Genomic DNA, 20,873 nt, shown 5'->3' with positions numbered 1-20,873 from the left:
GCAATGGATTCGTAACGCCCGACACCTGCGGCCCAGAAAAACCATGAGAAACGGAGTGCCAGACGTACCCAAAATCGCGCCAATTATAGAGATTAAGGAATCCTATTTCCACCAGAAACCGGAACCGGTTAAAAGCCGACAGCTAATCGAGCCTGGCAAATGGCTATAAAAACAAAAACCCCGGCAGCCAGCGCTGCCGGGGTTTTTGAATACCTTTATCTCACCAGATCGGTGCAATGTGCTCAGTCTCTCGCACGTTTGGGGAAGATCGGGTAATTTACGCCCGCCATCTGGTTTACCACACGGACGACCTGGGCGCTGTAGCCGAATTCGTTGTCGTACCAGACATACAGAATCAGACGCTTACCGCTGGCAATCGTTGCCTGGGCATCAACAATACCGGCGTGGCGGGAACCAACAAAGTCGGTGGAAACCACTTCCGGAGAGTTCACGAAGTCGATCTGCTTCTGCAGCTCCGAGTGCAGAGCCATATCCCGCAGATATTCGTTAACACCTTCCACATCAACGTCTTTCTTGAGGTTGAGATTCAGGATCGCCATGGAAACGTTCGGCGTTGGCACCCGGATCGCATTGCCGGTCAGCTTGCCTTTCAGAACCGGCAGCGCCTTGGCGACGGCTTTAGCAGCGCCTGTCTCGGTAATTACCATGTTCAGCGCCGCACTGCGTCCACGACGGCTGCCCTTGTGGTAGTTATCAATCAGGTTCTGGTCATTGGTGTAGGAGTGAACGGTCTCGACATGACCGTCTTCGATGCCGTACTCGTCCTCAATCGCCTTCAGTACGGGGGTGATGGCGTTGGTGGTACAGGAGGCCGCTGACAGGATCTTGTCTTCGTCGGTGATCCAGTCGTTGTTGATGCCATAAACGATGTTCTTGATGTCGCCTTTGCCCGGAGCGGTCAGGATAACGCGGCTGACGCCCTTCGATTTCAGATGGAGGCCAAGCCCCGCTTCATCACGCCACTTACCGGTGTTATCGATCACAATGGCGTTATTGATGCCGTACTCGGTGTAGTCCACCTTGTCCGGTCCGTCCGAATAAATCACCTTGATGTAGTTGCCGTTGGCAATCAGGGCGGATTCTTTTTCATCAACCGTTATGGTGCCATCGAACGGCCCGTGCACAGAGTCACGACGCAGCAGGCTGGCACGCTTCTCAAGATCGTTTTCCGCACCGCCCTGACGAACGACAATCGCGCGGAGGCGCAGGTTGTTACCGCCGCCCGCTTTCTCAATCAGGATTCGCGCCAGAAGACGACCGATACGGCCGAAGCCATACAGGACAACGTCTTTGGTGTCGTTATGGGCGTCTTCTTCAGACTGTGCGGCGTACTGCCCGACAACCGCACCGATTTCGCGCTTCAGAAATTCGGTGAGATCACCACCTTCGTCCTTGAACTTGACCGCCAGCTTGCCGATATCCACGTGGGCCCGACCAAGATCAAGCTTGTCCATGGCCTGCAGGATCGGCAGGGTGTCGTGAACAGAGAGCTCGCTGTCTTCAACCTGACGCACAAAGCGGTGGGCGCGGATGATATCAATAACCGACTGGTTGATGATGGCGCGGCCGTATACAGAAGTAACCACATTATTCTTGCGGTAGAGGCGGCCGATCAGCGGAATCATGGCTTCCGCGGTGGATTCTCTTTCTGTCCAGTTGGACAGGTGCTGATTGATCTGTTCGTGACTCACGCTTGAACCTCTGCAGTTGGCACTGGGAAATTGGGGCGCACATTATCCAATTTAATCCGGTCGACCGCAAATACGGCAGGCCATGACCTTCGTATAGGACGCGCTTGCCAATTAAGCAAGCGCTGACCGGAGCGCGGGCGCCATGACAGTGCCGGGCGCGAGCGTTAGAATACGCGCCTTACCGCCGCCCGGACATCCACAGCAGGAGAGCCAGACCGCCCATGAGCCAAGGTGCCAGCACACGCCCGTCGCCCCGACCAATGATTGCCCCCGAATTTCCAACGCGGCCGGCCGATCACAGAACATGGGGTCAATTGCACGGCAGCAGTGACGCGCTGGCCATCTGTGAGAGTGCCCGCGCGCACAAGGGTCTGACATTGGTCATCACCCGCAGCACCGCCGACGCCATCCGGCTTGAACAGGCCATGCGCTTCTTCCTCGGGCTGCCTCCAGAAGAAGATGGCCCGGCGGTGAGCGACGACGGGCTGGAGCTGCTCTCCCTGCCAGACTGGGAAACCCTGCCCTATGATCTGTTCTCGCCTCATCAGGACATCATCTCCCGGCGAATCCGGACGTTGCACCGCCTGCCCTCCACCAGTCATGGAGTTCTGGTGGTTCCGGCACGAACCCTGATGCACAGGCTGCCGCCGGTAAACTACCTTCAGGGCAATACTCTGCTCCTGGAAGTGGGACAGTCCCTGGCTATAGATAACTGGCGAATGCAGCTGGAAGCCGCAGGTTACCGCCACGCCGAGAACGTTTACGAACACGGCGAATACGCTGTCCGGGGTGCCATACTGGACATTTTCCCCATGGGCGCCAGCCAGCCTTACCGGATTGATCTGTTCGACGATGAGATCGAAACCCTCCGCACGTTCGATCCCGAAACCCAGCGCTCGATCGACCGCATTGACCGCATTGAGCTGCTGCCCGCTTTCGAATTCCCCTGGCACAAGGAGGCACGATCGGGGTTCCGAAGCCGCTGGTTCGAACAGTTCCCGGAGGCCGACAAGGACACGCCCATCTACCAGGACGTAACACACGGCATCACCCCGCCGGGTATCGAGTACTACCTGCCGCTGTTCTTCGACGAGACGGCAACCCTGTTCGACTATCTGCCCGGTGCCACCCATGTCTTTACCGCCGACGGACTGAACGATGCGGTCAGCCATTTTGACAGCGAAACCCGCAACCGGTACGAAGACCGACGCCACGATCGCCTGCGGCCTATCCTGCCGCCTACCCGCCTCTTCCTGCAGCAGGAAGAGCTGTTCAGGCACCTGAAAGCCTTCCCGAGGGTAACGGTCTCCTCCGAAATCCACGATTCCGCCGGGTCGGTGAATTGCCCGACAGAAACTCTGCCGGACATCGCCATGGATGGTCGGGCCTCAGATCCTGCCGGTCGTCTCAAGCGATTTCTCGGCGAGTTCGACGGCCACGTACTGATCTGCGCCGAATCTTCCGGTCGGCGAGAAGCCCTGATGGAGAACCTTGCCGAGCAGGGCCTTGAGATGAAAACCCTCTCTGGCTGGCAGTCCTTCCTTGAAGACAAAAAGAGCCCCCTGGCCATTACCATTGCTCCGATGGAGCAAGGCCTTGTGCTCCCCGCGCATTCCGTTGCCCTGATTACCGAGACAGCCCTGTTCGGAGAACGGGTGTTGCAGCGACGCCGTCGTGAAAAGCCCACAGAAACCGACGATGCCGGTTTCCGGGATCTGTCGGAATTGCGGATTGGTGCGCCGGTGGTTCACATTGACCACGGCGTGGGCCGCTACCGGGGTCTGGAGACCATTACTGTCGAAGGCGAAGCCAGCGAGTTTCTGATGCTTGAGTACGCCGGCGGTTCCAAGCTCTACGTACCGGTTTCAAGCCTGCATCTTATTTCCCGCTATGCCGGCAATGACACCGAGCATGCGCCACTGCACAAACTGGGAACAGATCGCTGGAGCACGGCCAAACAGAAAGCCCTCGAGAAGATCCGTGATACGGCCGCCGAGCTGCTGGATGTCTACGCCCGCCGGGAAGCACGCAAGGGCTTCAGCTTTGAGGATCCGAAGGAGGCCTATCGCGCTTTTGCCGCCGGCTTCCCGTTCGAGGAAACGCCGGACCAGCAGGTCGCCATCCAGTCGGTGTTCGAAGACATGACCAGTGAGCGCCCCATGGACCGCCTGGTGTGCGGTGACGTGGGTTTCGGAAAAACCGAGGTCGCCATGCGCGCCGCGTTCATGGCGACATGGTCCGGCAAACAGGTAGCGGTTCTGGTTCCCACTACCCTGCTTGCCCAGCAGCATTATGAATCCTTCCGGGACCGCTTCTCGGACACGCCGGTTCAGGTTGAGCTGCTCAGCCGGTTCCGCACCGCGGGCCAGACCAGCAAGGCCCTGGAGGCCGTGGAGAACGGCAAGGCGGACATTGTCATCGGGACCCACAAACTGCTTCAGGGCGACATCAAGTTCAAGAATCTTGGACTGGTCATCATTGATGAAGAGCACCGCTTTGGCGTGCAGCAAAAGGAGAGGCTCAAAGCGTTGCGAGCGGAAGTCGACATGCTGAACCTGACCGCCACGCCAATTCCACGGACGCTGAACATGGCTATGGGGCACTTGAGAGACCTCTCGATTATCGCAACACCACCGGCACGGCGACTCTCGGTGAAAACCTTCGTGCGCCAGAAAGACAACGCCATGGTCAAGGAGGCCATCTTGCGGGAGATTCTCCGCGGCGGTCAGGTCTATTTCCTCCATAACGATGTGGCGACCATCGAGAAAACCGCAGAGGATCTCCGATCACTCATTCCCGAAGCCCGCGTGGGCGTCGCCCACGGCCAGATGCGGGAGCGGGATCTGGAAAGGATCATGTCGGACTTCTATCACAAACGTTTCAACGTGCTGGTTTGCTCGACCATCATTGAAACCGGCATCGACGTTCCCAGTGCCAACACCATCATCATCGAGCGGGCCGACAAGTTCGGCCTGGCTCAGCTTCATCAACTCCGGGGTCGCGTGGGCCGGTCTCACCACCAGGCCTACGCATACCTGCTCACGCCGCCGCCAAAATCGATTACGTCGGATGCCAAAAAGCGTCTGGATGCGATTTCGGAGGCGCAGGACCTGGGCGCCGGCTTCATGCTGGCCACCCACGATCTGGAAATCCGCGGTGCCGGGGAGTTATTGGGGGAAGAACAGAGCGGGCAGATCGAAAGCATTGGCTTTACCCTTTACATGCAGCTGCTGGACGAGGCCGTCAAGGCGATTCGCGAGGGCCGAACCCCGAACGCCGACCTGCCACTGAGCCACGGCACTGAAATGAACCTGAGAATCCCGGCGCTGATTCCCGAGGATTACCTGCCGGATGTCCATAACCGTCTGATGCTCTACAAACGGATTGCCAGCGTGGACAGCCCGGAAGCATTAAAAGAACTTCAGGTTGAAATGATCGACCGGTTCGGATTATTGCCGGATCCGGCCAAAAACCTGATCCGCCAGACCGAGCTTCGACTCCGTGCGGAAGCCCTTGGCATCGTGAAAGTAGACGCCGGCAAGGAATGGGCGAGGCTCGAGTTTGGCAGCTCTACACCAGTCGATCCCCTGGTTCTGGTTAAAAAAGTGCAATCCGCACCGGACCAGTACCGGCTCGAAGGTGCCAACAGCTTTCGTTTTCGGCTGAAGGATGCCACAACCGGTGGTAAACTCGACGGCATTTCCCGGATGCTTGGCGAGTTGGAGCCTGCTAAAAAATGACGCGTCCGGCTCATGAACGGCCGACCAACATGTGGAGTACGACCCTTGCAAATTGATGGAATTCGCTGGTGCCGATACCCGACCCGGGCCATCCTGGCAGCCCTCCTGCTGAGCTTTGCAGGCACAGGTGCTGCACAGCAGCCTGACCGGGCTACCTTGCCCCTTGAGCCTGGCACCCCCGTTCCCGATGACTACTACCGGGCCGAGTTTGTGATTCTTGAGCGGATTACAGAACCCGAGTCTGTTAATGAGCAGATGTCTGGCCGCACAGTAGAGGAGCCGACGGAAACAGAGGAGGTTCTCTGGTCAGTACTTGAAAATGGCACCACGGAAACCACTCTGGAACTGGCGCCCCGCAACGATCTCCATCTAGCCAGCGCCGCTGCCAGACTTGAACGCAGTGGCCGTTATCGTGTGCTCGTGGCTGCTGGTTGGTACGAGGCGTTTCCACCGGATTACGAGGGGATACCCTTGCGGGTTGAAGCAGGCGACTGGCTCAACGAGGCTCGCACCCGCGAGGTTGAGGGCCGCATAACCATTGACCGGCAACGCTATCTGCACGTTAATGTTCATCTCAACCACTGGCAACTGGCGGAAGAGCCATCGGCGCTGCCTGCAGAGGCGGCGACCGAGCTCTCTGAAGAAACACCCCCCGCCCCGGACGCATCTGACGCTAGTGACTCCGCCCCAATGTCAGCAGCAACCGGAGAAGCAGCCGGTCAGCAACTACCCGTGCTGGCTGAACCCGCGCCCCTGGAATTGTTAACCTGGATCCGGGAAACCCGCCGGATGCGCAGTGAGGAAATCCACTTCCTCGATTCCCCCACCATCGGCGTACTAGTGTTCTTCAAGAAGATTGAGGCAACGGAGTAAGCACACCGAGGCCGGCCATCGAGACTTCGAGAATCCGTTTGACACCGGACATGCCCTGCTCGATGGCCGCCTCAATCTCTGCCATGGTAATAATGTGGTCGGATTTGCCGGCCGCCCAGTTCACCACCAGACCGAGACAGACGTAGCGCATACCCAGTTCCGCCGCCAGCGCGGCTTCCGGCATACCGGTCATGCCCACCAGATCGCAGCCGTCCCGTTCCATCCGGATGATTTCAGCCGCGGTTTCCAGCCTCGGGCCCTGGGTTGCGCCGTAAACCCCGAAACCGGAAAACGGCACGTTTTCTGCGCCGGCGGCATCGATCAGGATCTGACGCGCACTCTCATCGTAGGGCCAGGTGAAATCAATGTGGGTCACCGAGTCCAGATCCCCCTCGAAGTAGGTGCTGGCGCGCCCCCAGGTGTAATCGATAATCTGATCGGGAACAACCACATGGGCAGGCCCCATATCCGCATGAATACCGCCCACGGCGTTGACGCCAACCACCGTTCGGACACCGGCATCATAGAGGGCCTTGAGGTTTGCCCGGTAATTCACCTGATGGGGTGGGATACGGTGGGGATTACCATGGCGCGACAGGAAGATAACCGGCTGATCACCTAACCGCCCCTCAACCAGGGGCGCGGAAGGAATTCCCCAGGTCGTTCCTGCCTTGTTCTCCCCAGTGATTTCCAGGCCAGACAACGTGGTCAGGCCTGTACCACCGATAATGCCTACAGGATGCATTTTCTCCGGTGACGTCATTCTGACTCTCCTGAATCTTCTACATCTCCGGTGGTCTGGCGATTCTGCGATTTCTGCGCACTTTTCCCGGAGGAGGCTTCCCCACTCTGATTTGCCGAGCCGTCGGACTGCGATCTGGACAATCGAACTCCCTCGGGCAAGTGCAGAGTCCGGGTCGGGAAGGCCACCTCGGCTCCGTACCCTTCAATAATATCGCTGATCTTCAGCAGCACATCCTGTTTCACCCCATGGAACGGAACCCACTGGGTTGTCTTGGTAAAGCAATAAACCATGATATCCAGTGACGACGCATTGAAAGCCAGGAAGTTCACAATCAGGGTCTCATCGCTCTCGATGTCCTCATGCTGCTGAAGCATGGCTTTAATATCTTCCACGATCGTTGCCATCTGCCCGACATCGGCATAGCGGATGCCAATGGTCTCGTAGATCCGACGATTGCTCATGCGCGAGGGGTTCTCTACCGCAATGGTGGTAAACGCGGCATTCGGCACGTAAAGCGGACGCTTGTCGAAGGTACGAATGGTCGTCAGACGCCAGCCGATATGCTCGACCGTACCCTCGATATTCCGATCCGGCGAGCGCACCCAATCGCCGACCTTGAATGGTCGATCAAGATGAATGATAAAACCGCCAAAAAAGTTGGCCAGCAGGTCCTTGGCGGCAAAGCCAACAGCAATACCGCCCACGCCGCCGAAGGCCAGGACGCCGGAAATGCTATAACCCAAGGACTGCATTGCAATCAGCACCGCGGTAATCAGGACTACAGCCCGGGACAACTTGCTCACCGCATTAACGGTGGTGTAGTCCATGGGCTCTTTCATCTTTAGAGGAGACACCAGAATCCCCTCCGCTTCCTTGATCAGTCGCAATACCGCCCACACCAGGACAAAGATGAAACCGATCTGCAGAACAGACTCATTGGCCTTGAAGATCTCTGCTTCCGAGTATTTGTGAGCTACCTCCGCAGCCCAATAGACACCCTGCAGCCATACGAATGCGACAACTGGTTTGCGCGCCGCATGCAATAGCGCGTCGTCGAAGAGGTTTTTGGTCTGGCTGAATTTGCGCTCAAGCGCCGCGATAATGTGGCTGGCGATGTAGGCCACCGTGGCCGTCCCGAAAACCAGCGCAAACACGACAATTCCGACACGCCAGGCCTCAGACAGCAGCCCGAAATTCTCGATCCAGCCATTCACCATGGCCATAACATCCCCGATCATCGGATCCCTCTGGTTTCGAAAGGTTTATCGAATGGAAACGGCCGTTCCCGGCACGACGCGCTCAAACAGATCAATAATGTCTTCATTGCGCATCCGCACACAGCCGTGTGACAGCGGCACGCCCATAGGCTCGCTGTCAGGTGTGCCGTGAATGTATATGAAGCGGCGGAAAGTATCGACACCCGGGCCCCGGTTTTTGCCCCACTCGCGACCACATAACCAGAGAATCCGGCTCAGGATCCAGTCACGGTCAGGATGTAGACGGGAAAGTTCGGCGCTATAGGTTTCGCCTGTCGGGCGCCGGGCACGAAATACCGTTCCCTCCGGAACTCCGGCGCCAATACTCGCGCGAATATAATGTTCGCCTCGTGGAGTGCAGCCACTGCCATCGCTCTCACCCGGCCCGTGTGAACCGGTGGAAACCGGATAGGAGGCAATAAGCTCTCCGCCCTCGGTTTCAAGCCGCAGGCGCTGGAGGGTCAGATCAATGTCAATGCGGACTGATGCAGGATGCGTCAAAACCGGTCAGGCTCCCATGGAGATTCAGAGGAGAGCCTAACCGAGACAGAGGAATTCAGGCAACCGAGACCTTGCTGCCGGCGGGCGGAATCAACATGGCATCTTCAGCCTGCATACCGGCGGCCAGGAAGGGCACCAAACGGGCAGCAATTTCCTGGACGGTGGTTTCCACACCCAGCTTGTTCTGGAGGATATCCCTCAGCGCATCGCTGCTGGACATGGTGAACGCCGTTGCCCCGAGCATGAACTGGATTCGCCAGTAGCGATCCACCGACGACAGCTGTGGGGTCGCTTCCTTGAGCAGCCGCATGAATCGGCTGAAGGGCTCGCTATACTCCTGCTCGAGAAACTTGCGTAAATGGCCCTGGGACTGGGTGTAGGCAAGCCCGAGCAGGCGCATAAAGATCGAAATACCCTTTTCGTTACGCTGGGGCATGCGCACCGCACTTTCCGTGAGCGCCCAAAGCGTTTGATTCAGGGTTGGCGGCTTGCCGCTGCATCGTTCTTCAAGTTCATCAAAGGCGTTTTCCAGCGTGGCAGAAAACGGCGTCAGAAAGCGCGCGAACACCGCATGAATCAGGGCGTTCTTTGAACCAAAGTGGTAATTGACAGCGGCCAGATTTACTTTAGCCTTACTGGTAATCATTCGGAGCGAGGTTTCCGAGAAACCCCGGTCGGCGAACAGCTCTTCGGCTGCATCGAGAATCCGGTCAACGGTATCAGACTGCGCCATTTTGTTATCAAAGCCTCTAGCAAACGTCTGTTTGAAACATACGTTTGAAGCGCATCCATGTCAAGTTCTGGGGTCAGGCTCTGCCGCCACCTCTTCCCAGCCCTGGTCAATCGCTTCCTGGTTACCCTCGAAGAAGGCTTTCTGAACGCGGCTGTATGCCTTCTCTGCCTCCAGCAGGTATATCAGGTAAAGGCGTACGTGCTCCCGACGATTCAACTGGCGCGACAGGACTCGGTTCTCGGACGACCTGAGAAGATTGCTGAAGCGCGTGTTCTTCAGCGCAGGGTTAAAATCAGCCATTCGGGCACATTGCCAGACAAGGCCATCTGCCCCCTCCAGATGAGCAACGTGCTGCCTTGCCTCTCGGAGCATCCGCCGTCGGGTCATGATCAAATCAAGATAGGAAGGCTTGGTGGTGTAGATTCTGCGTACCGCCGGTATTCCCAGAAACAGAATGATCACAAAGGCACCGAAGCCGCCGCCGGCAATCCAGGCCGGGACAAATCCGGTCAGTCCACTCAGAAAGATGGCTGCGGCAATCAACGCACTGAACAACCATAGATCCCGACCCCGGCGCGCCTCGGCCATAGTAAAGTTGTCCGGCCAACCGTTCATGGCGAGCAGATCGAAGTCCATAAGCAGCACCCGGTCACACTGCCGCAGCATCAGCCGAAGTTTGCGTTGCCGGGATTCTGCCAACACCCTCTCGGTCCCGCGACTGTCCGCCTCCCGTGACTCCTCACCACCTAACGGTTTACCGGTTTTGGCAGCGGTGTCCGGGGCCTGATGGGACGGTGCATTTTCTGCGGCCTGACTAGCGGATACTGGCGCCGAAGCCTGGGCACCCGCAGTTATGGGCGCCGGCACAGGATCGGCCGCCCGGCCTGGCCTCAGTACCGGGGCCTGCGCCGGCTCATTCGCCTGGTTAGCAGCCTTACTCTGATTTTCAGCCATGACAGATTGTCCGAATTCAGGGGTTTAAACAGGTATCGACCATCGCATCGGATACTTGAATTCCCCCGCCTCAACCTTGGCATTGGTCAGCCCGCTCGTTATCCTTGGCGCACCTGCCAGAAAGGCATCCGCACACCACACCTAACGAGGTCGGGATTATGTTCACAGGCATTGTCCAGGGCATTGCAACCATCGAAGACGTCAGTGCCGAGCCCGGACTGAGCACCTTTGCTATCAGGCTACCGGCAGACAAAGCAGGCGGCGTGTCCATTGGCGCTTCGGTGGCAATCAACGGCACCTGCCTGACCGTGACACGCCAGGAAGACAGCGTGCTTTATTTCGATGCCATGCAGGAAACCCTGAGACTCACCACATTGGGGGACCTGAAAACCGGAGACCAGGTCAATTTCGAACGGGCCGCCCGAATCGGGGATGAAATTGGCGGTCATCTTCTGTCAGGGCATATCCACACGGCGGCGAACATCGTCGAAATCCTTCGCACGGAAAACAACGTTACGCTGTGGTTCGAAGTCCCCGACGAATGGGCCCGCTACATCTTCCCCAAGGGCTACATCGCCATCAATGGCGCCAGCCTGACCATCGGCGAAGTTCGTGGCAACCGGTTCAACATCCATCTGATTCCGGAGACCCTGCGCACCACAACCTTTGGCACCTGTGAAGAGGGTGAACGGGTGAACATAGAGATAGACAGTCAGACCCAGACCATTGTGGACACCCTGGCCCGCCTGGGTTACGACCGCCCGGCTCCCACTCTTTAACCCGTATGACCTTTTAGCGGTTGCCGGCCCGGAACACCACAAACTTGGGGCTGGCATCCAGCTGTTCTACCAGAGAAAAATACCGCCGCAGGCTTCGGTGATAGCCCAGGTGGCGATTTCCTACCAGGAGCAGGCGACCGCCCGGCCTCAGGTGTTGCGAAGCCTGCTCGAATAACCGCTGGGCAATGTGGTCACCGATCACACCACCCTCGTGAAACGGCGGATTCAGAAGGATCAGGTCGAAAGCGCCGGTACCTGTAACAATGCCATCGCTGTGAGAGAAAGTCGTGCTGGCGTCCGGAAAAGCTCGTTCAACATTATGGCGGGCACTGAGCAAAGCCTGGCTTGAAACGTCGCTGAAACCCAACTGTAGATCTCCTCTTTCCGCCAGCGTCGCCAGGCCCAGCACGCCGTTGCCACAGGCCAGATCAAGTACAGAGCCGCCGGACTGTATAGTCGATACCGCTTTCGCCACATGGGGCAGAAGCAAGCGAGTACCGATATCCAGATTTTCCCTGGCGAACACCGCGGGCATTGCCTCGACTGCCACATCGCCGTTCCGTCCGGTTAATCCATACCCCTTCCAGGTAGCTGACCAATTCGCCAGACTCGGTGCTCCTTTCCGGCAACGAATTGCCCGAGCCTTTTTTCTCGCGGGCAGAACCTGCTCCGTCTGCACCGCTTCGGCAAACACGTCGACGCTTTTCGCGGGCAGATGCTTGATCATGCCTCCTGCCAGCAAGACACCGGCATCAGCCATCACGCCATTGAGCCAGCGCAACAACCAGGCCAGATAGTCAGCCTGGCGCGGTATTCTCAATACCACCAGGTCGAACGGGCCTGCCGGGGGATCTATCCAGCTAAAAACAGATTCAGGTAAAGCAAACTCGGGGTTCAAGGAAACATTACTTGCCAACGCAGCGGGCAACAAAGCGCTGTCAGCAACGACGGTCGGCGACAGCCGCGAAAGCCCTAACGTCAGAGCCCCGAACTGGTCATCCACCACCAGGACCCGGGGCTCATCAAAGGCTGCCGCAGCGCCAAGAGCCTCTTCAAGCAGAAGCTCGTCCGCCGCATCCCACGCCCTGAGCGTCGGATCACCGGTGCCCGGCCGGCTGAGAGTCAGCGTGCCTTGCGAAAAAACGAGTTCGGCAGTTGTCATTTCGGGCATCCTGTGGGCTTTTTGTCACAAAAGCGCCATTCTAGGCTGTTTATTCTAGAAATTAACCCTAACGTGGAGGGTGTTCACGCTGAATATCCCTTTTCCGGTTGGCTCCGTTGTTCTGGACGCGAACCTCTTGCCCCTCACCCCAGGGGCTTTTTTCGTTCAGGAACGGCGAAAAGCGCGATAGACCGTAAAACGCCGATCTTCCCGCAGGCGTTCAACCGGTCCGATGCAGCGCTTCATCAATGGCTCATAGGGCAGAAAGCTGTTCGCCACCAGGCGCACTTCACCACCCGGTGCCAGATGACGCACCACCTCTCGAAGAAAGCGTTCGGTCATCGACAGGTCAGTTCTGACACCATTATGAAACGGGGGATTGCTCAGAATAACGGGCCAGGTGCCCTCCACTCCCGAAAGGCCATCCGAGGCCAGGATGCGTCCCGAAACGCCGTTGCGCTCATAGGTTGCCCGGGCACAGACGACCGCCTGGGACTGAACGTCGATTCCGTCAACCTTTACCCGGGGTTGGTTCTGCTGCTCATGCCAGCGGTGCAGCCAGGCACCAAGAACACCGGCGCCACACGCGAAGTCCAGGACAGAACTGGATCGCAACGGATTCTCGTCCAACGTTTCCAGCAACATCCTGGTGCCCTCGTCCAGCTCGCCGAGGCTAAAGATACCCGGCAGCCCAGCGACTTCCAGATGCACCGACTCGCAGTCAATGCCGGTCCAGGTCATCCACTGCTGAAGCGAGAATTCGGGCAGGGGTTCGATATGTTCCGCACACCAGACCTGGCAGTGCCTGGCACTGTCGGTCTTGGTCGCTTCAGGCGCCACGGCTTTAAGCTGTTTGACGGCTCCGGCAATGCCTTCTTTCTTCTCGCCAACAAGCACTAGCCGGGCGCCCCGCACAGCCAGCGAGCGCGCCAGGGCAAGACGCAGGTCAAGCTCCGCCCGCGCCTTGGGCAGAAACACGACCAGGGTGTCAAAGGTGCCGGCAGCCAGTGCCGGGTCGTCGTAGCCGAAACAGATCTGCCAGCCGTCGCGTCCGGCAAGCGAAGCACACACACCGACATGCTCACTCATGGCTATACCGCCGGCCGGCAGATTCGCCAGCAGTTCGTTGGCGGCTACGCCCAACAGGGCCACCCGCCCCTGCAACAGGTGGCGGTTTCGCAACACGGCGTCATGGGAATTGGGCAATGACATTGATTGGCTGATCCCGCGTGGATGGTTCGGAAACGGGATACTTTAACCGGAATGAGCCCTCGCGTCTCCCTAGGCAGGCAGAGACCGGAGGGCTATCAGAGGGCAAATACCATGGCAAACTCAGTTACTTGTAACGGGCGACCGTACCAACACGCAGAGCATCTTCAGGGGACATGCCCCAGTCTTCGGGTTGGCTGGCGTCAGAAGGTTTGCGTCCCCGACCCCGTTGATCCGGGCCGGCAGTACCGTCTTTACGCTGATTCAGGGCTGTCAGGGCTTTTTGCATCAGTTCTTTCATGGTCTACCTCCTCGCTTACTGCAGGATCTACTGTAGCAAAGCGGGAGGTGACCAACTGTGATGACGCCGAGGGTCAGGAAGTGACGCTCATCACGATTTTTTGACGCAATTTAACATTCTCTACTGGACGCTTTTCTGACGCCCCGAGCGCACCGGCCTCTGCACCAATTCATCGATACTATTCTGCCTGACCCGTTCACGATCCTCCTCGCTGGCGACTGACAACCCCATGTCCCGGAGAATCCCGTCAGCGACATCGTAGACAAAGCCATGCACCGTGAGTGGCTGCCCCCGCTTCCAGGCTTCCTGAACAATGTTGTTCTGGCAGACATGGCCTACCTGTTCAACAACGTTGAGCTCGCACAGCCGGTCCACGCGATCCTGAACGCTTGGCAAATCATCCAGCACCTGCTGGTGCCGGTCACGGACATCCTGAACATGACGAAGCCAGTTGCTGATCAGCCCAAACCCTTCATTGAGCAATGCCGCTCTCACCCCGCCACAACCATAGTGGCCAACCACCAGAATGTGCTTCACCTTTAACACTTCGATGGCGAACTGCAACACCGAAAGACAATTAAAATCCGTATGGACAACCACGTTGGCCACGTTTCGGTGAACGAAGAGTTCCCCCGGCAGAAGATCGACGATCTGGTTGGCCGGTACACGGCTGTCCGCACAGCCTATCCATAGGTATTCCGGTGCCTGCTGGTTCGACAGGCGGTGAAAAAACTGCGGATCCTGAGACTTGATGCCATCCGCCCAGGCCCGGTTTTTTTCAAGAAGATGGTCAAGCTGACCCATTATCCCACTCCGTTTGATGGTTCCCGATCATCGATTGAACGGGAATGCGGATTTCAAAGCAATACTCAGTTGGTCTGAACCTCTGCCCCAGTGTGTGGTTGGTGCATGGTGCTCTGGGCCAGATCCAGCAATTCGCGCAGGGCCACCGAGAACATCGCGTATTCTGGCTCTCTCACCCCCTTGAGCTCGGAAAGCATGGATTTCCAACGATCAATCATCTGCTGATGGCGCGACAGCCAGCTCTCCACACAGGCAGATACGTCTTCCGGCTTTTCCGCCAGCTTCAGAACGCCGGTAGTCAGAGCCCGCTGCTGCCAGTCCAGATCCTCACGGAAACTCTCCCGGGCCAGTGCCTGCCAGTGGGAAGCCGGTTGCATCGCCGCAATAGCGCTGGCAAACCAGTTCAGGTCAAGGCGGTCACCCAGCTCATAGTAGAGGTTGGCGACAGTTTTCAGGGGCATGCCAGAGGCTTCGTGGGCCTCAATGATACCCAGGGACGAATACAGGTACCCGGTACCCGAAACCACGGAGGCCAGCTCTGAAGGAAGGCCAGCATCCACAAGAGCCTGATGCCGTTTTTTCCAGGTGGTTTTGGCCTGATCACCAAGATACTCGGGCAGCCCGGCAGTAATTGCCCAGACGCTGTCGGCAAACCGCTCCATATGGTGCTGAATGCTGAGCTCAGCACGACGGTTACGCAACAGCCAGCGTACCGAGCGGCGCATCAGGCGCATGAGGTCCTGCATCAGCTCCATCTGCAGTTGGGCCGGTACATGAAAATCCAGGGCCTCAATCCTGTCCCACCAGTTATCAATACGAAATACATCCCGGGCGATGATCCAGGCCAGTGCAATGGAGGCCGCATCAGCTCCTGTCGATTGGTTCAAACGCTCCACAAAGGTAATCCCCATGTGGTTGACCATGTCATTGGCAATCTGGGTCGCGATGATTTCCCGACGCAGCTGATGCTCTCCAAGCTCCTTCGAGAATTTCTGGGTCAAATCCCGTGGAAACACCTTGTACATTTCCCCAGCCAGCAACGGATCGTCTGGCAGTGTACTGTCGATCAGGGTCTGTTTCAGATCGCCCTTCACATAGGAAATCAATACTGACAATTCCGGCCGGGTCAGTCCCTTCTTGTCCAGCTTGCGCTCGGTCAGGGTTTCGTCATCCGGCAGGAACTCCAGGGGCCGGTTCAGCTTACCCTCGCTCTCGAAGGTGTTCATCAGCCGGCGATACTCCTCCAGCCGCGTTGCCGCATCCTCACTGGCAATACTGATAGCCTGAGTTTGCCGGTAGTTATTCTTGAGCACCAGCTCCGCCACATCGTCGGTCATCTCTTCCAGCATGACGTTGCGCTGCTTGTTGGTAAGATCGCCCATGGCCACGGCCCGGTTGAGCAGGATCTTCATATTGACCTCATGGTCGGAACAATCCACGCCACCAGAATTATCGATGAAATCGGTGTTCAGGCGCCCGCCCCGCAGGGCGAATTCAATCCGGCCGAGCTGTGTAAGACCAAGGTTGCCGCCCTCACCGACCACCTTGCAGCGCAGCTCCGAACCATTGATCCTCAGACCGTCGTTGGCCTTGTCCCCGACATCGCCATGGGATTCGCTGGCGCCCTTCACGTAGGTACCGATACCACCCACCCAGAGCAGGTCGACCTGAGCCCTGAGTATGTGCGAGATCAGCATGTTGGGCGGCACCCGGTCCGATTTGATGCCCAACAGCTTCTTCATTTCCGGGCTGACCGGTATGGACTTGGCATTCCGGCTGAAGACTCCGCCGCCCTTGGAAATGAGTTTGCTGTCGTAATCGGTCCACGCCGAGCGAGCGAGCCCGAACAAGCGCTTTCGCTCCTTGAAACTTTTCTCCGGATCCGGCGACGGATCAATAAAGATGTGCACGTGGTTAAAGGCCGCAACCAGTTTGGTCTTCTCGGAGCAAAGCATGCCGTTGCCGAAGACGTCGCCGCCCATGTCACCAATACCGATGGCGGTGAATTCATCCAGAGCCGGGTTGATACCCATCTCCCGGAAGTGACGTTCTACCGACACCCAGGCGCCGCGGGCGGTAATGCCCATTTTCTTGTGGTCGTAGCCATTGCTGCCGCCGGAAGCGAAGGCGTCGCCCATCCAGAAGCCGTATTCCGCGGCCAGTCCGTTGGCAATATCCGAGAAGGTGGCTGTGCCTTTGTCAGCTGCGACCACCAGATAATGGTCATCTTCGTCGTGACGAATCACTCGGTCCGGAGACGCAATACCCGTATCCACGAGGTTGTCGGTAATATCCAGCAACCCCCGGATAAAGGTTTTATAGGCCTCTATGCCCTCCGCCTGGAACGACTCCCGGTCTGACGGATCGGGCAGGCGTTTGGCAACAAAACCACCCTTGGCGCCGACTGGCACGATGACTGCGTTCTTGACCTGTTGGGCTTTGACCAGACCCAGAATCTCCGTGCGGTAATCCTCGAACCGGTCAGACCAGCGCAAGCCACCGCGGGCGACCTTGCCACCCCTGAGATGCACACCCTCAACGCGGGGTGAATACACGAAAATCTCGAACATCGGCATGGGTAGAGGCATGTCCGGAATCCGGGATGGATCGAACTTCACGCTGATATAGGGCTTGGGACCGCCAGCCTCATCAAACTGGTAATAGTTTGTGCGCAAGGTTGCCTGGATCAGCTCCAGGTAGAGCCGAAGTACACGGTCCTCACTGAGATTCTCAACATCCTCAAGGCCGGCATTGAATTCGATTTCCAGTTTCTGCTGGGCTGCCTGGCTCTTGCCCGGGCTCTGATAGCGCTCCGGGTTAAAGCGTATCTCGAAAAACTCCAGCAACAACCGCGTCAGCTCAACATGATTTACCAGGGTGTTGGAAATAAAGGTCTGGCTGTTGGAGAACCGGATCTGACGCATGTACCGGGCATAGGTCCGCAGCAACGCGATTTCCCGCCAGCTCATGTAGGAAGAAAGCAGCATCCGGTTAAAGGCGTCGTTTTCCGCTTCGCCGTACCAGACCCGGCGGAACAGCTCCTCAAAGATTGGCCGAATACGGTGAATGTCCACGATATTGCCGGTGTGGGCCTTGAGGGTGAAATCGTGGATCCAGACCGTCTTGTTGTGCCTGTCAGTCACCTCGAAGGGGTGCTCACCGATAACCCGGAATCCCAGGTTATCGAATATCGGCATCACATCCGAAAGGGGCAAGGGCTCATCGGGGTAAAAGAGCTTGAAATGCAGCGTGCTCTCATCCTCTTCCAAAGCCCGGTAGAAGCTCATGGCCAGATCGTGATTGTTAGCCGATGCCGCAATGTGCTCCAGATCGATAGCCGCTCGCCTGGGCGAGAACATATCGGTATAACTGGCCGGGAAACCACCCGCCCACAGCCGGTAAAGTTCATTGCCCTGCTCTTCACCATAAGCCTCGGTCAAGGCTTCGGAGAGACCGTCACGCCAGGACTGGGCAAGCTCCATGACCTTTTCACGGATCTCCGCCGTAGGCAGTTGGCGGTTCTCAACCTGGGGTACCCGGATGGTGAACTGGACCCGCGCCAATACCGACTCGGAAAAGTGCGTTACGAACTCAACGTCCTCGGCTTCCAGCCGGTCTACCAACACCTGCTCTACCTTCAACCGCAATTCGGTGTTGTAGATGTCCCTGGGGAAGAACGCCAGGCAGGTAACAAACTGACCGTAGACATCTTCCCGCAGGAACAACTCGATGCGGCGGCGCTCCTGGATATACAGGATACTTTTTGCCACCTTGAGTAATTCGTCCGTCTCAATCTGGAACAGTTCATCCCTGGGATACACCGTCAGGATCTGCTCCAGTTCCTTGCCGGCGTAATCGTCACGGAGGAACCCGGACCGCTTCATTACGCTCTGGAACTTCCGACGCAGCAGGGGGATCTCGTCGGGCCGCTCATTGTAGACCCGAGCAGTGTAGAGGCCGAGGAAGCGACGTTCACCGACCACCTCGCCCTTGCTGTTGAATTTCTTGACCGCAATGTAGTCCGGGTAAGCAGGACGATGCACCCGTGAACGCTGGGCCGACTTCGCGAAGATGAAAATATCGTCGCACCGGGTCATTTCGTGTCGGGTGCGCTGTGGCAATTCATTCAGGCGAACCCGGTCCGGGCGTTCGTTATTGACGCGAAGAATACCCAGTTCCGAATTCTCTACCCGACGCACCACCATGCCGCTTTTGTCCTTGGCAAAGTCGTACTCGTCATAACCGAGAAACGTAAAATGATCCCCGGCCAGCCATTCCAGAAATTCACGGGCCTCTTCTTTCTGCTCATCATTGATGCCTGCGGTGGTGCTTTCCAGCTCGCCGAGAATCTCGTTTACCTTCTCTGTGACTATAGGGAAATCGCTGACAGCGATCCGCACCTCATGCAGCACATTCTGGAGCGCATCTTCCAGGTCCCGAAGATCCTCGGGATTACTGTGCCGATCGATCTCGAGAACAATGAAGGCCTCGTAGGCCGAACCAGAGGCTTTCTTTTTGGAGGTGTGCAGTTTCTTGAGCTTGCCACCTTCGTCCCGCTCTACCTGGAGGATCGAGTGCTGGATAGAATGGGTACCGATTTCCCGGTGGTTTATCGCAATGCGCAGGGAATCAATCAGAAACGGAATGTTCGGGTGCAGGATAAAAACAACGGTGTGGGTCGATTGCCAACCGTCACTCTCCAGGTCGGGGTTGAAAACAGCAACCGGAGTTTCCTCGGCAGACCGCTTCTGCAGAAACTGCCAGGCTGCCAGAACGGCGCCGTAGGTATCCGCAAATCGTCGACTGACCAGCTCTTCGAGGGGAATATGAGCATAATGCTGCTTGGCAAATTCGCTGATTTTCTTGGCTTCGGTTTTGGAAATCTTCTTTGCGAAAGCGTCAGCCAACTGTTCAAAGAATTGATCCTTGCTGGCCACTGTCAGCGCATTCATGGTCGACCTCAGTTAGTGTGAAATAAACGTAATCGGCGTATCGTCACATAAGCATAGTCAAACCCTTGATTTTTGCCGGCCAGACGCCAAAACTTCGGCAACTACCTACGCAAGATACGGGTTTCTCCGGAACATCCTCAGATACAGAGAGCAGTCATTTCCAATGTCGCTACAGCATACGTTCGGTGAGTTACGGGAACAGTTAGCCAAACGGATAATCGGGCAGGAAAAGCTGGTGGATCGTCTGCTGATCGCACTGCTTGCCGACGGCCACCTGCTGGTAGAAGGTGCGCCTGGACTGGCGAAAACCACCGCCATCAAGGCGCTTGCCGACCACCTCGAAGGCGATTTCCACAGGATCCAGTTTACGCCGGACCTGCTGCCCTCAGACGTCACCGGCAGTGAAATATACCGGCCTGAAACAGGCCAGTTCGAATTCCAGCGCGGCCCCATCTTCCACAACCTGGTGCTTGCGGACGAAATCAACCGTGCGCCTGCCAAGGTGCAGTCTGCGCTTCTCGAGGCCATGGGCGAACGCCAGATCAGCGTGGGGATGCGCACGTTTCCGCTGGATCGGCTGTTCCTGGTGATGGCCACCCAGAACCCCATCGAGCAGGAAGGTACCTACCCGCTGCCCGAAGCCCAGCTGGACCGCTTCCTGATGCATGTGGTTATCCACTACCCGTCGGCGGAAGCGGAGAAGGCCATTCTGCAACTGGCCCGGAACGATTATCGTCATGGCCTTCCGAAAACGGACCTTCGCCTGACGCCAGACCAGGTGTTTGATGCCCGCGCGGAAGTCGCGAACATCTACATGGCGGAACCCGTCGAGCAATATTTGTTGGCCCTGGTGCTGGCAACCCGCGACCCGGCGGCACTGGATCCGGAACTGGCCCGCTGGACAGCCTTCGGCGCCAGCCCCCGTGGCACCATCGCCCTGGACCGCTGTGCCCGTGCGCTGGCCTGGCTAGATGGCCGGGATTACGTAACGCCCGACGATGTCCGAGCCATGGCCTTCGATGTGCTGCGACACCGCATCCTCCTCACGTTCGAAGCAGAGGCCGAAGGCATGACCGCTGACACGGTTATCGAACGGCTGATCGAACGTGTTCCGGTGAGCGCCTGAAGCCATCGACGGAAGCAATACACGGG

General features: G+C 57.6%; 15 protein-coding genes. 4 read left to right on the top strand and 11 right to left on the bottom strand.

What is annotated here, in order from left to right:
- Positions 1-242: 242 nt before the first annotated feature.
- A complete protein-coding gene (locus tag CFT65_RS09490; RefSeq protein ID WP_088827787.1) occupies positions 243-1,712 on the bottom strand; it encodes a glyceraldehyde-3-phosphate dehydrogenase in 1,470 nt (489 codons plus the stop codon).
- Between the two features lie 221 nt (positions 1,713-1,933).
- Here CFT65_RS09490 and mfd point away from each other — a divergent pair, with 221 nt between their 5' ends.
- Both mfd and CFT65_RS09480 read left to right on the top strand, forming a co-directional pair.
- Positions 1,934-5,452 carry a transcription-repair coupling factor gene (gene mfd, locus CFT65_RS09485; protein ID WP_088827786.1) on the top strand — a complete coding sequence of 1,173 codons (3,519 nt, stop codon included), beginning with the start codon at positions 1,934-1,936 and terminating at the stop codon, positions 5,450-5,452.
- 45 nt (positions 5,453-5,497) lie between these two features.
- Entirely contained in the window at positions 5,498-6,325 is an 828-nt protein-coding gene (locus CFT65_RS09480) for a CsiV family protein (protein ID WP_088827785.1), read from the top strand.
- On the opposite strand, the gene CFT65_RS09475 is transcribed toward CFT65_RS09480, so the two are convergent.
- The 5 genes from CFT65_RS09475 to CFT65_RS09455 are packed head-to-tail and all read right to left on the bottom strand — an operon-like array spanning position 6,300 to position 10,514.
- Positions 6,300-7,088, bottom strand: coding sequence for an S-methyl-5'-thioinosine phosphorylase (locus CFT65_RS09475; protein WP_088827784.1), 789 nt, complete (start codon positions 7,086-7,088; stop codon positions 6,300-6,302). The two genes, CFT65_RS09480 and CFT65_RS09475, sit on opposite strands and share 26 nt — an antisense overlap.
- Positions 7,085-8,308, bottom strand: coding sequence for a mechanosensitive ion channel family protein (locus CFT65_RS09470; protein ID WP_088827783.1), 1,224 nt, complete (start codon positions 8,306-8,308; stop codon positions 7,085-7,087). Before CFT65_RS09470 ends, CFT65_RS09475 begins: the two co-directional genes overlap by 4 nt.
- Positions 8,309-8,332: 24 nt before the next feature.
- Positions 8,333-8,827, bottom strand: a complete 495-nt coding sequence (locus CFT65_RS09465) for a L,D-transpeptidase (RefSeq protein ID WP_088827782.1) — start codon at positions 8,825-8,827, stop codon at positions 8,333-8,335.
- Between the two features lie 55 nt (positions 8,828-8,882).
- Positions 8,883-9,560 carry a TetR/AcrR family transcriptional regulator gene (locus CFT65_RS09460; protein WP_008173132.1) on the bottom strand — a complete coding sequence of 226 codons (678 nt, stop codon included), beginning with the start codon at positions 9,558-9,560 and terminating at the stop codon, positions 8,883-8,885.
- Between the two features lie 60 nt (positions 9,561-9,620).
- Entirely contained in the window at positions 9,621-10,514 is an 894-nt protein-coding gene (locus CFT65_RS09455; RefSeq protein ID WP_088827781.1) for a hypothetical protein, read from the bottom strand.
- A 158-nt stretch (positions 10,515-10,672) separates the two neighbouring features.
- Between CFT65_RS09455 and CFT65_RS09450 the strand changes: the two genes are divergently transcribed.
- Positions 10,673-11,293, top strand: a complete 621-nt coding sequence (locus tag CFT65_RS09450) for a riboflavin synthase subunit alpha (protein ID WP_088827780.1) — start codon at positions 10,673-10,675, stop codon at positions 11,291-11,293.
- Between the two features lie 13 nt (positions 11,294-11,306).
- On the opposite strand, the gene CFT65_RS09445 is transcribed toward CFT65_RS09450, so the two are convergent.
- From CFT65_RS09445 to CFT65_RS09430, 5 genes are all read right to left on the bottom strand, one after another.
- Positions 11,307-12,455: a class I SAM-dependent methyltransferase gene (locus CFT65_RS09445; protein WP_088827779.1), complete on the bottom strand. Its 1,149-nt coding sequence runs from the start codon at positions 12,453-12,455 to the stop codon at positions 11,307-11,309.
- Between the two features lie 165 nt (positions 12,456-12,620).
- Positions 12,621-13,667, bottom strand: coding sequence for a class I SAM-dependent methyltransferase (locus CFT65_RS09440; RefSeq protein WP_088827778.1), 1,047 nt, complete (start codon positions 13,665-13,667; stop codon positions 12,621-12,623).
- Positions 13,668-13,791: 124 nt separating this feature from the next.
- On the bottom strand, positions 13,792-13,965 hold the full coding sequence (locus tag CFT65_RS19025; RefSeq protein WP_172408449.1) for a hypothetical protein: 174 nt from the start codon (positions 13,963-13,965) through the stop codon (positions 13,792-13,794).
- A gap of 120 nt (positions 13,966-14,085) precedes the next feature.
- On the bottom strand, positions 14,086-14,769 hold the full coding sequence (can, locus tag CFT65_RS09435) for a carbonate dehydratase (protein WP_088827777.1): 684 nt from the start codon (positions 14,767-14,769) through the stop codon (positions 14,086-14,088).
- A gap of 65 nt (positions 14,770-14,834) precedes the next feature.
- Complete coding sequence (locus tag CFT65_RS09430) at positions 14,835-19,721, bottom strand: NAD-glutamate dehydrogenase (protein ID WP_088827776.1); 4,887 nt, start codon at positions 19,719-19,721, stop codon at positions 14,835-14,837.
- Between the two features lie 163 nt (positions 19,722-19,884).
- On the opposite strand from CFT65_RS09430, the gene CFT65_RS09425 reads away from it, so the two are divergent.
- The gene (locus CFT65_RS09425) at positions 19,885-20,847 is read left to right on the top strand and encodes an AAA family ATPase (protein ID WP_014577587.1); all 963 of its coding nucleotides are present in this window, start codon (positions 19,885-19,887) and stop codon (positions 20,845-20,847) included.
- Positions 20,848-20,873 lie beyond the last annotated feature (26 nt).

This window comes from Marinobacter sp. es.048 (assembly GCF_900188435.1).
GTDB lineage: Bacteria > Pseudomonadota > Gammaproteobacteria > Pseudomonadales > Oleiphilaceae > Marinobacter.
Note: the sequence above shows the minus strand (reverse complement) of the source record. Positions and strands in the feature narration are given on the sequence as shown.

What these genes read in the sequence shown, in the direction of transcription:
- mfd (WP_088827786.1), top strand. Translation starts at nt 1,934, where the DNA reads ATGAGCCAAGGTGCCAGCACACGCCCGTCGCCCCGACCAATGATTGCC.
- CFT65_RS09475 (WP_088827784.1), bottom strand. Translation starts at nt 7,088, where the DNA reads ATGACGTCACCGGAGAAAATGCATCCTGTAGGCATTATCGGTGGTACA.
- CFT65_RS09470 (WP_088827783.1), bottom strand. Translation starts at nt 8,308, where the DNA reads ATGATCGGGGATGTTATGGCCATGGTGAATGGCTGGATCGAGAATTTC.
- CFT65_RS09460 (WP_008173132.1), bottom strand. Translation starts at nt 9,560, where the DNA reads ATGGCGCAGTCTGATACCGTTGACCGGATTCTCGATGCAGCCGAAGAG.
- CFT65_RS09455 (WP_088827781.1), bottom strand. Translation starts at nt 10,514, where the DNA reads ATGGCTGAAAATCAGAGTAAGGCTGCTAACCAGGCGAATGAGCCGGCG.
- CFT65_RS09450 (WP_088827780.1), top strand. Translation starts at nt 10,673, where the DNA reads ATGTTCACAGGCATTGTCCAGGGCATTGCAACCATCGAAGACGTCAGT.
- CFT65_RS09445 (WP_088827779.1), bottom strand. Translation starts at nt 12,455, where the DNA reads ATGACAACTGCCGAACTCGTTTTTTCGCAAGGCACGCTGACTCTCAGC.
- CFT65_RS09440 (WP_088827778.1), bottom strand. Translation starts at nt 13,667, where the DNA reads ATGTCATTGCCCAATTCCCATGACGCCGTGTTGCGAAACCGCCACCTG.
- CFT65_RS19025 (WP_172408449.1), bottom strand. Translation starts at nt 13,965, where the DNA reads ATGAAAGAACTGATGCAAAAAGCCCTGACAGCCCTGAATCAGCGTAAA.
- can (WP_088827777.1), bottom strand. Translation starts at nt 14,769, where the DNA reads ATGGGTCAGCTTGACCATCTTCTTGAAAAAAACCGGGCCTGGGCGGAT.
- CFT65_RS09430 (WP_088827776.1), bottom strand. Translation starts at nt 19,721, where the DNA reads ATGAATGCGCTGACAGTGGCCAGCAAGGATCAATTCTTTGAACAGTTG.
- CFT65_RS09425 (WP_014577587.1), top strand. Translation starts at nt 19,885, where the DNA reads ATGTCGCTACAGCATACGTTCGGTGAGTTACGGGAACAGTTAGCCAAA.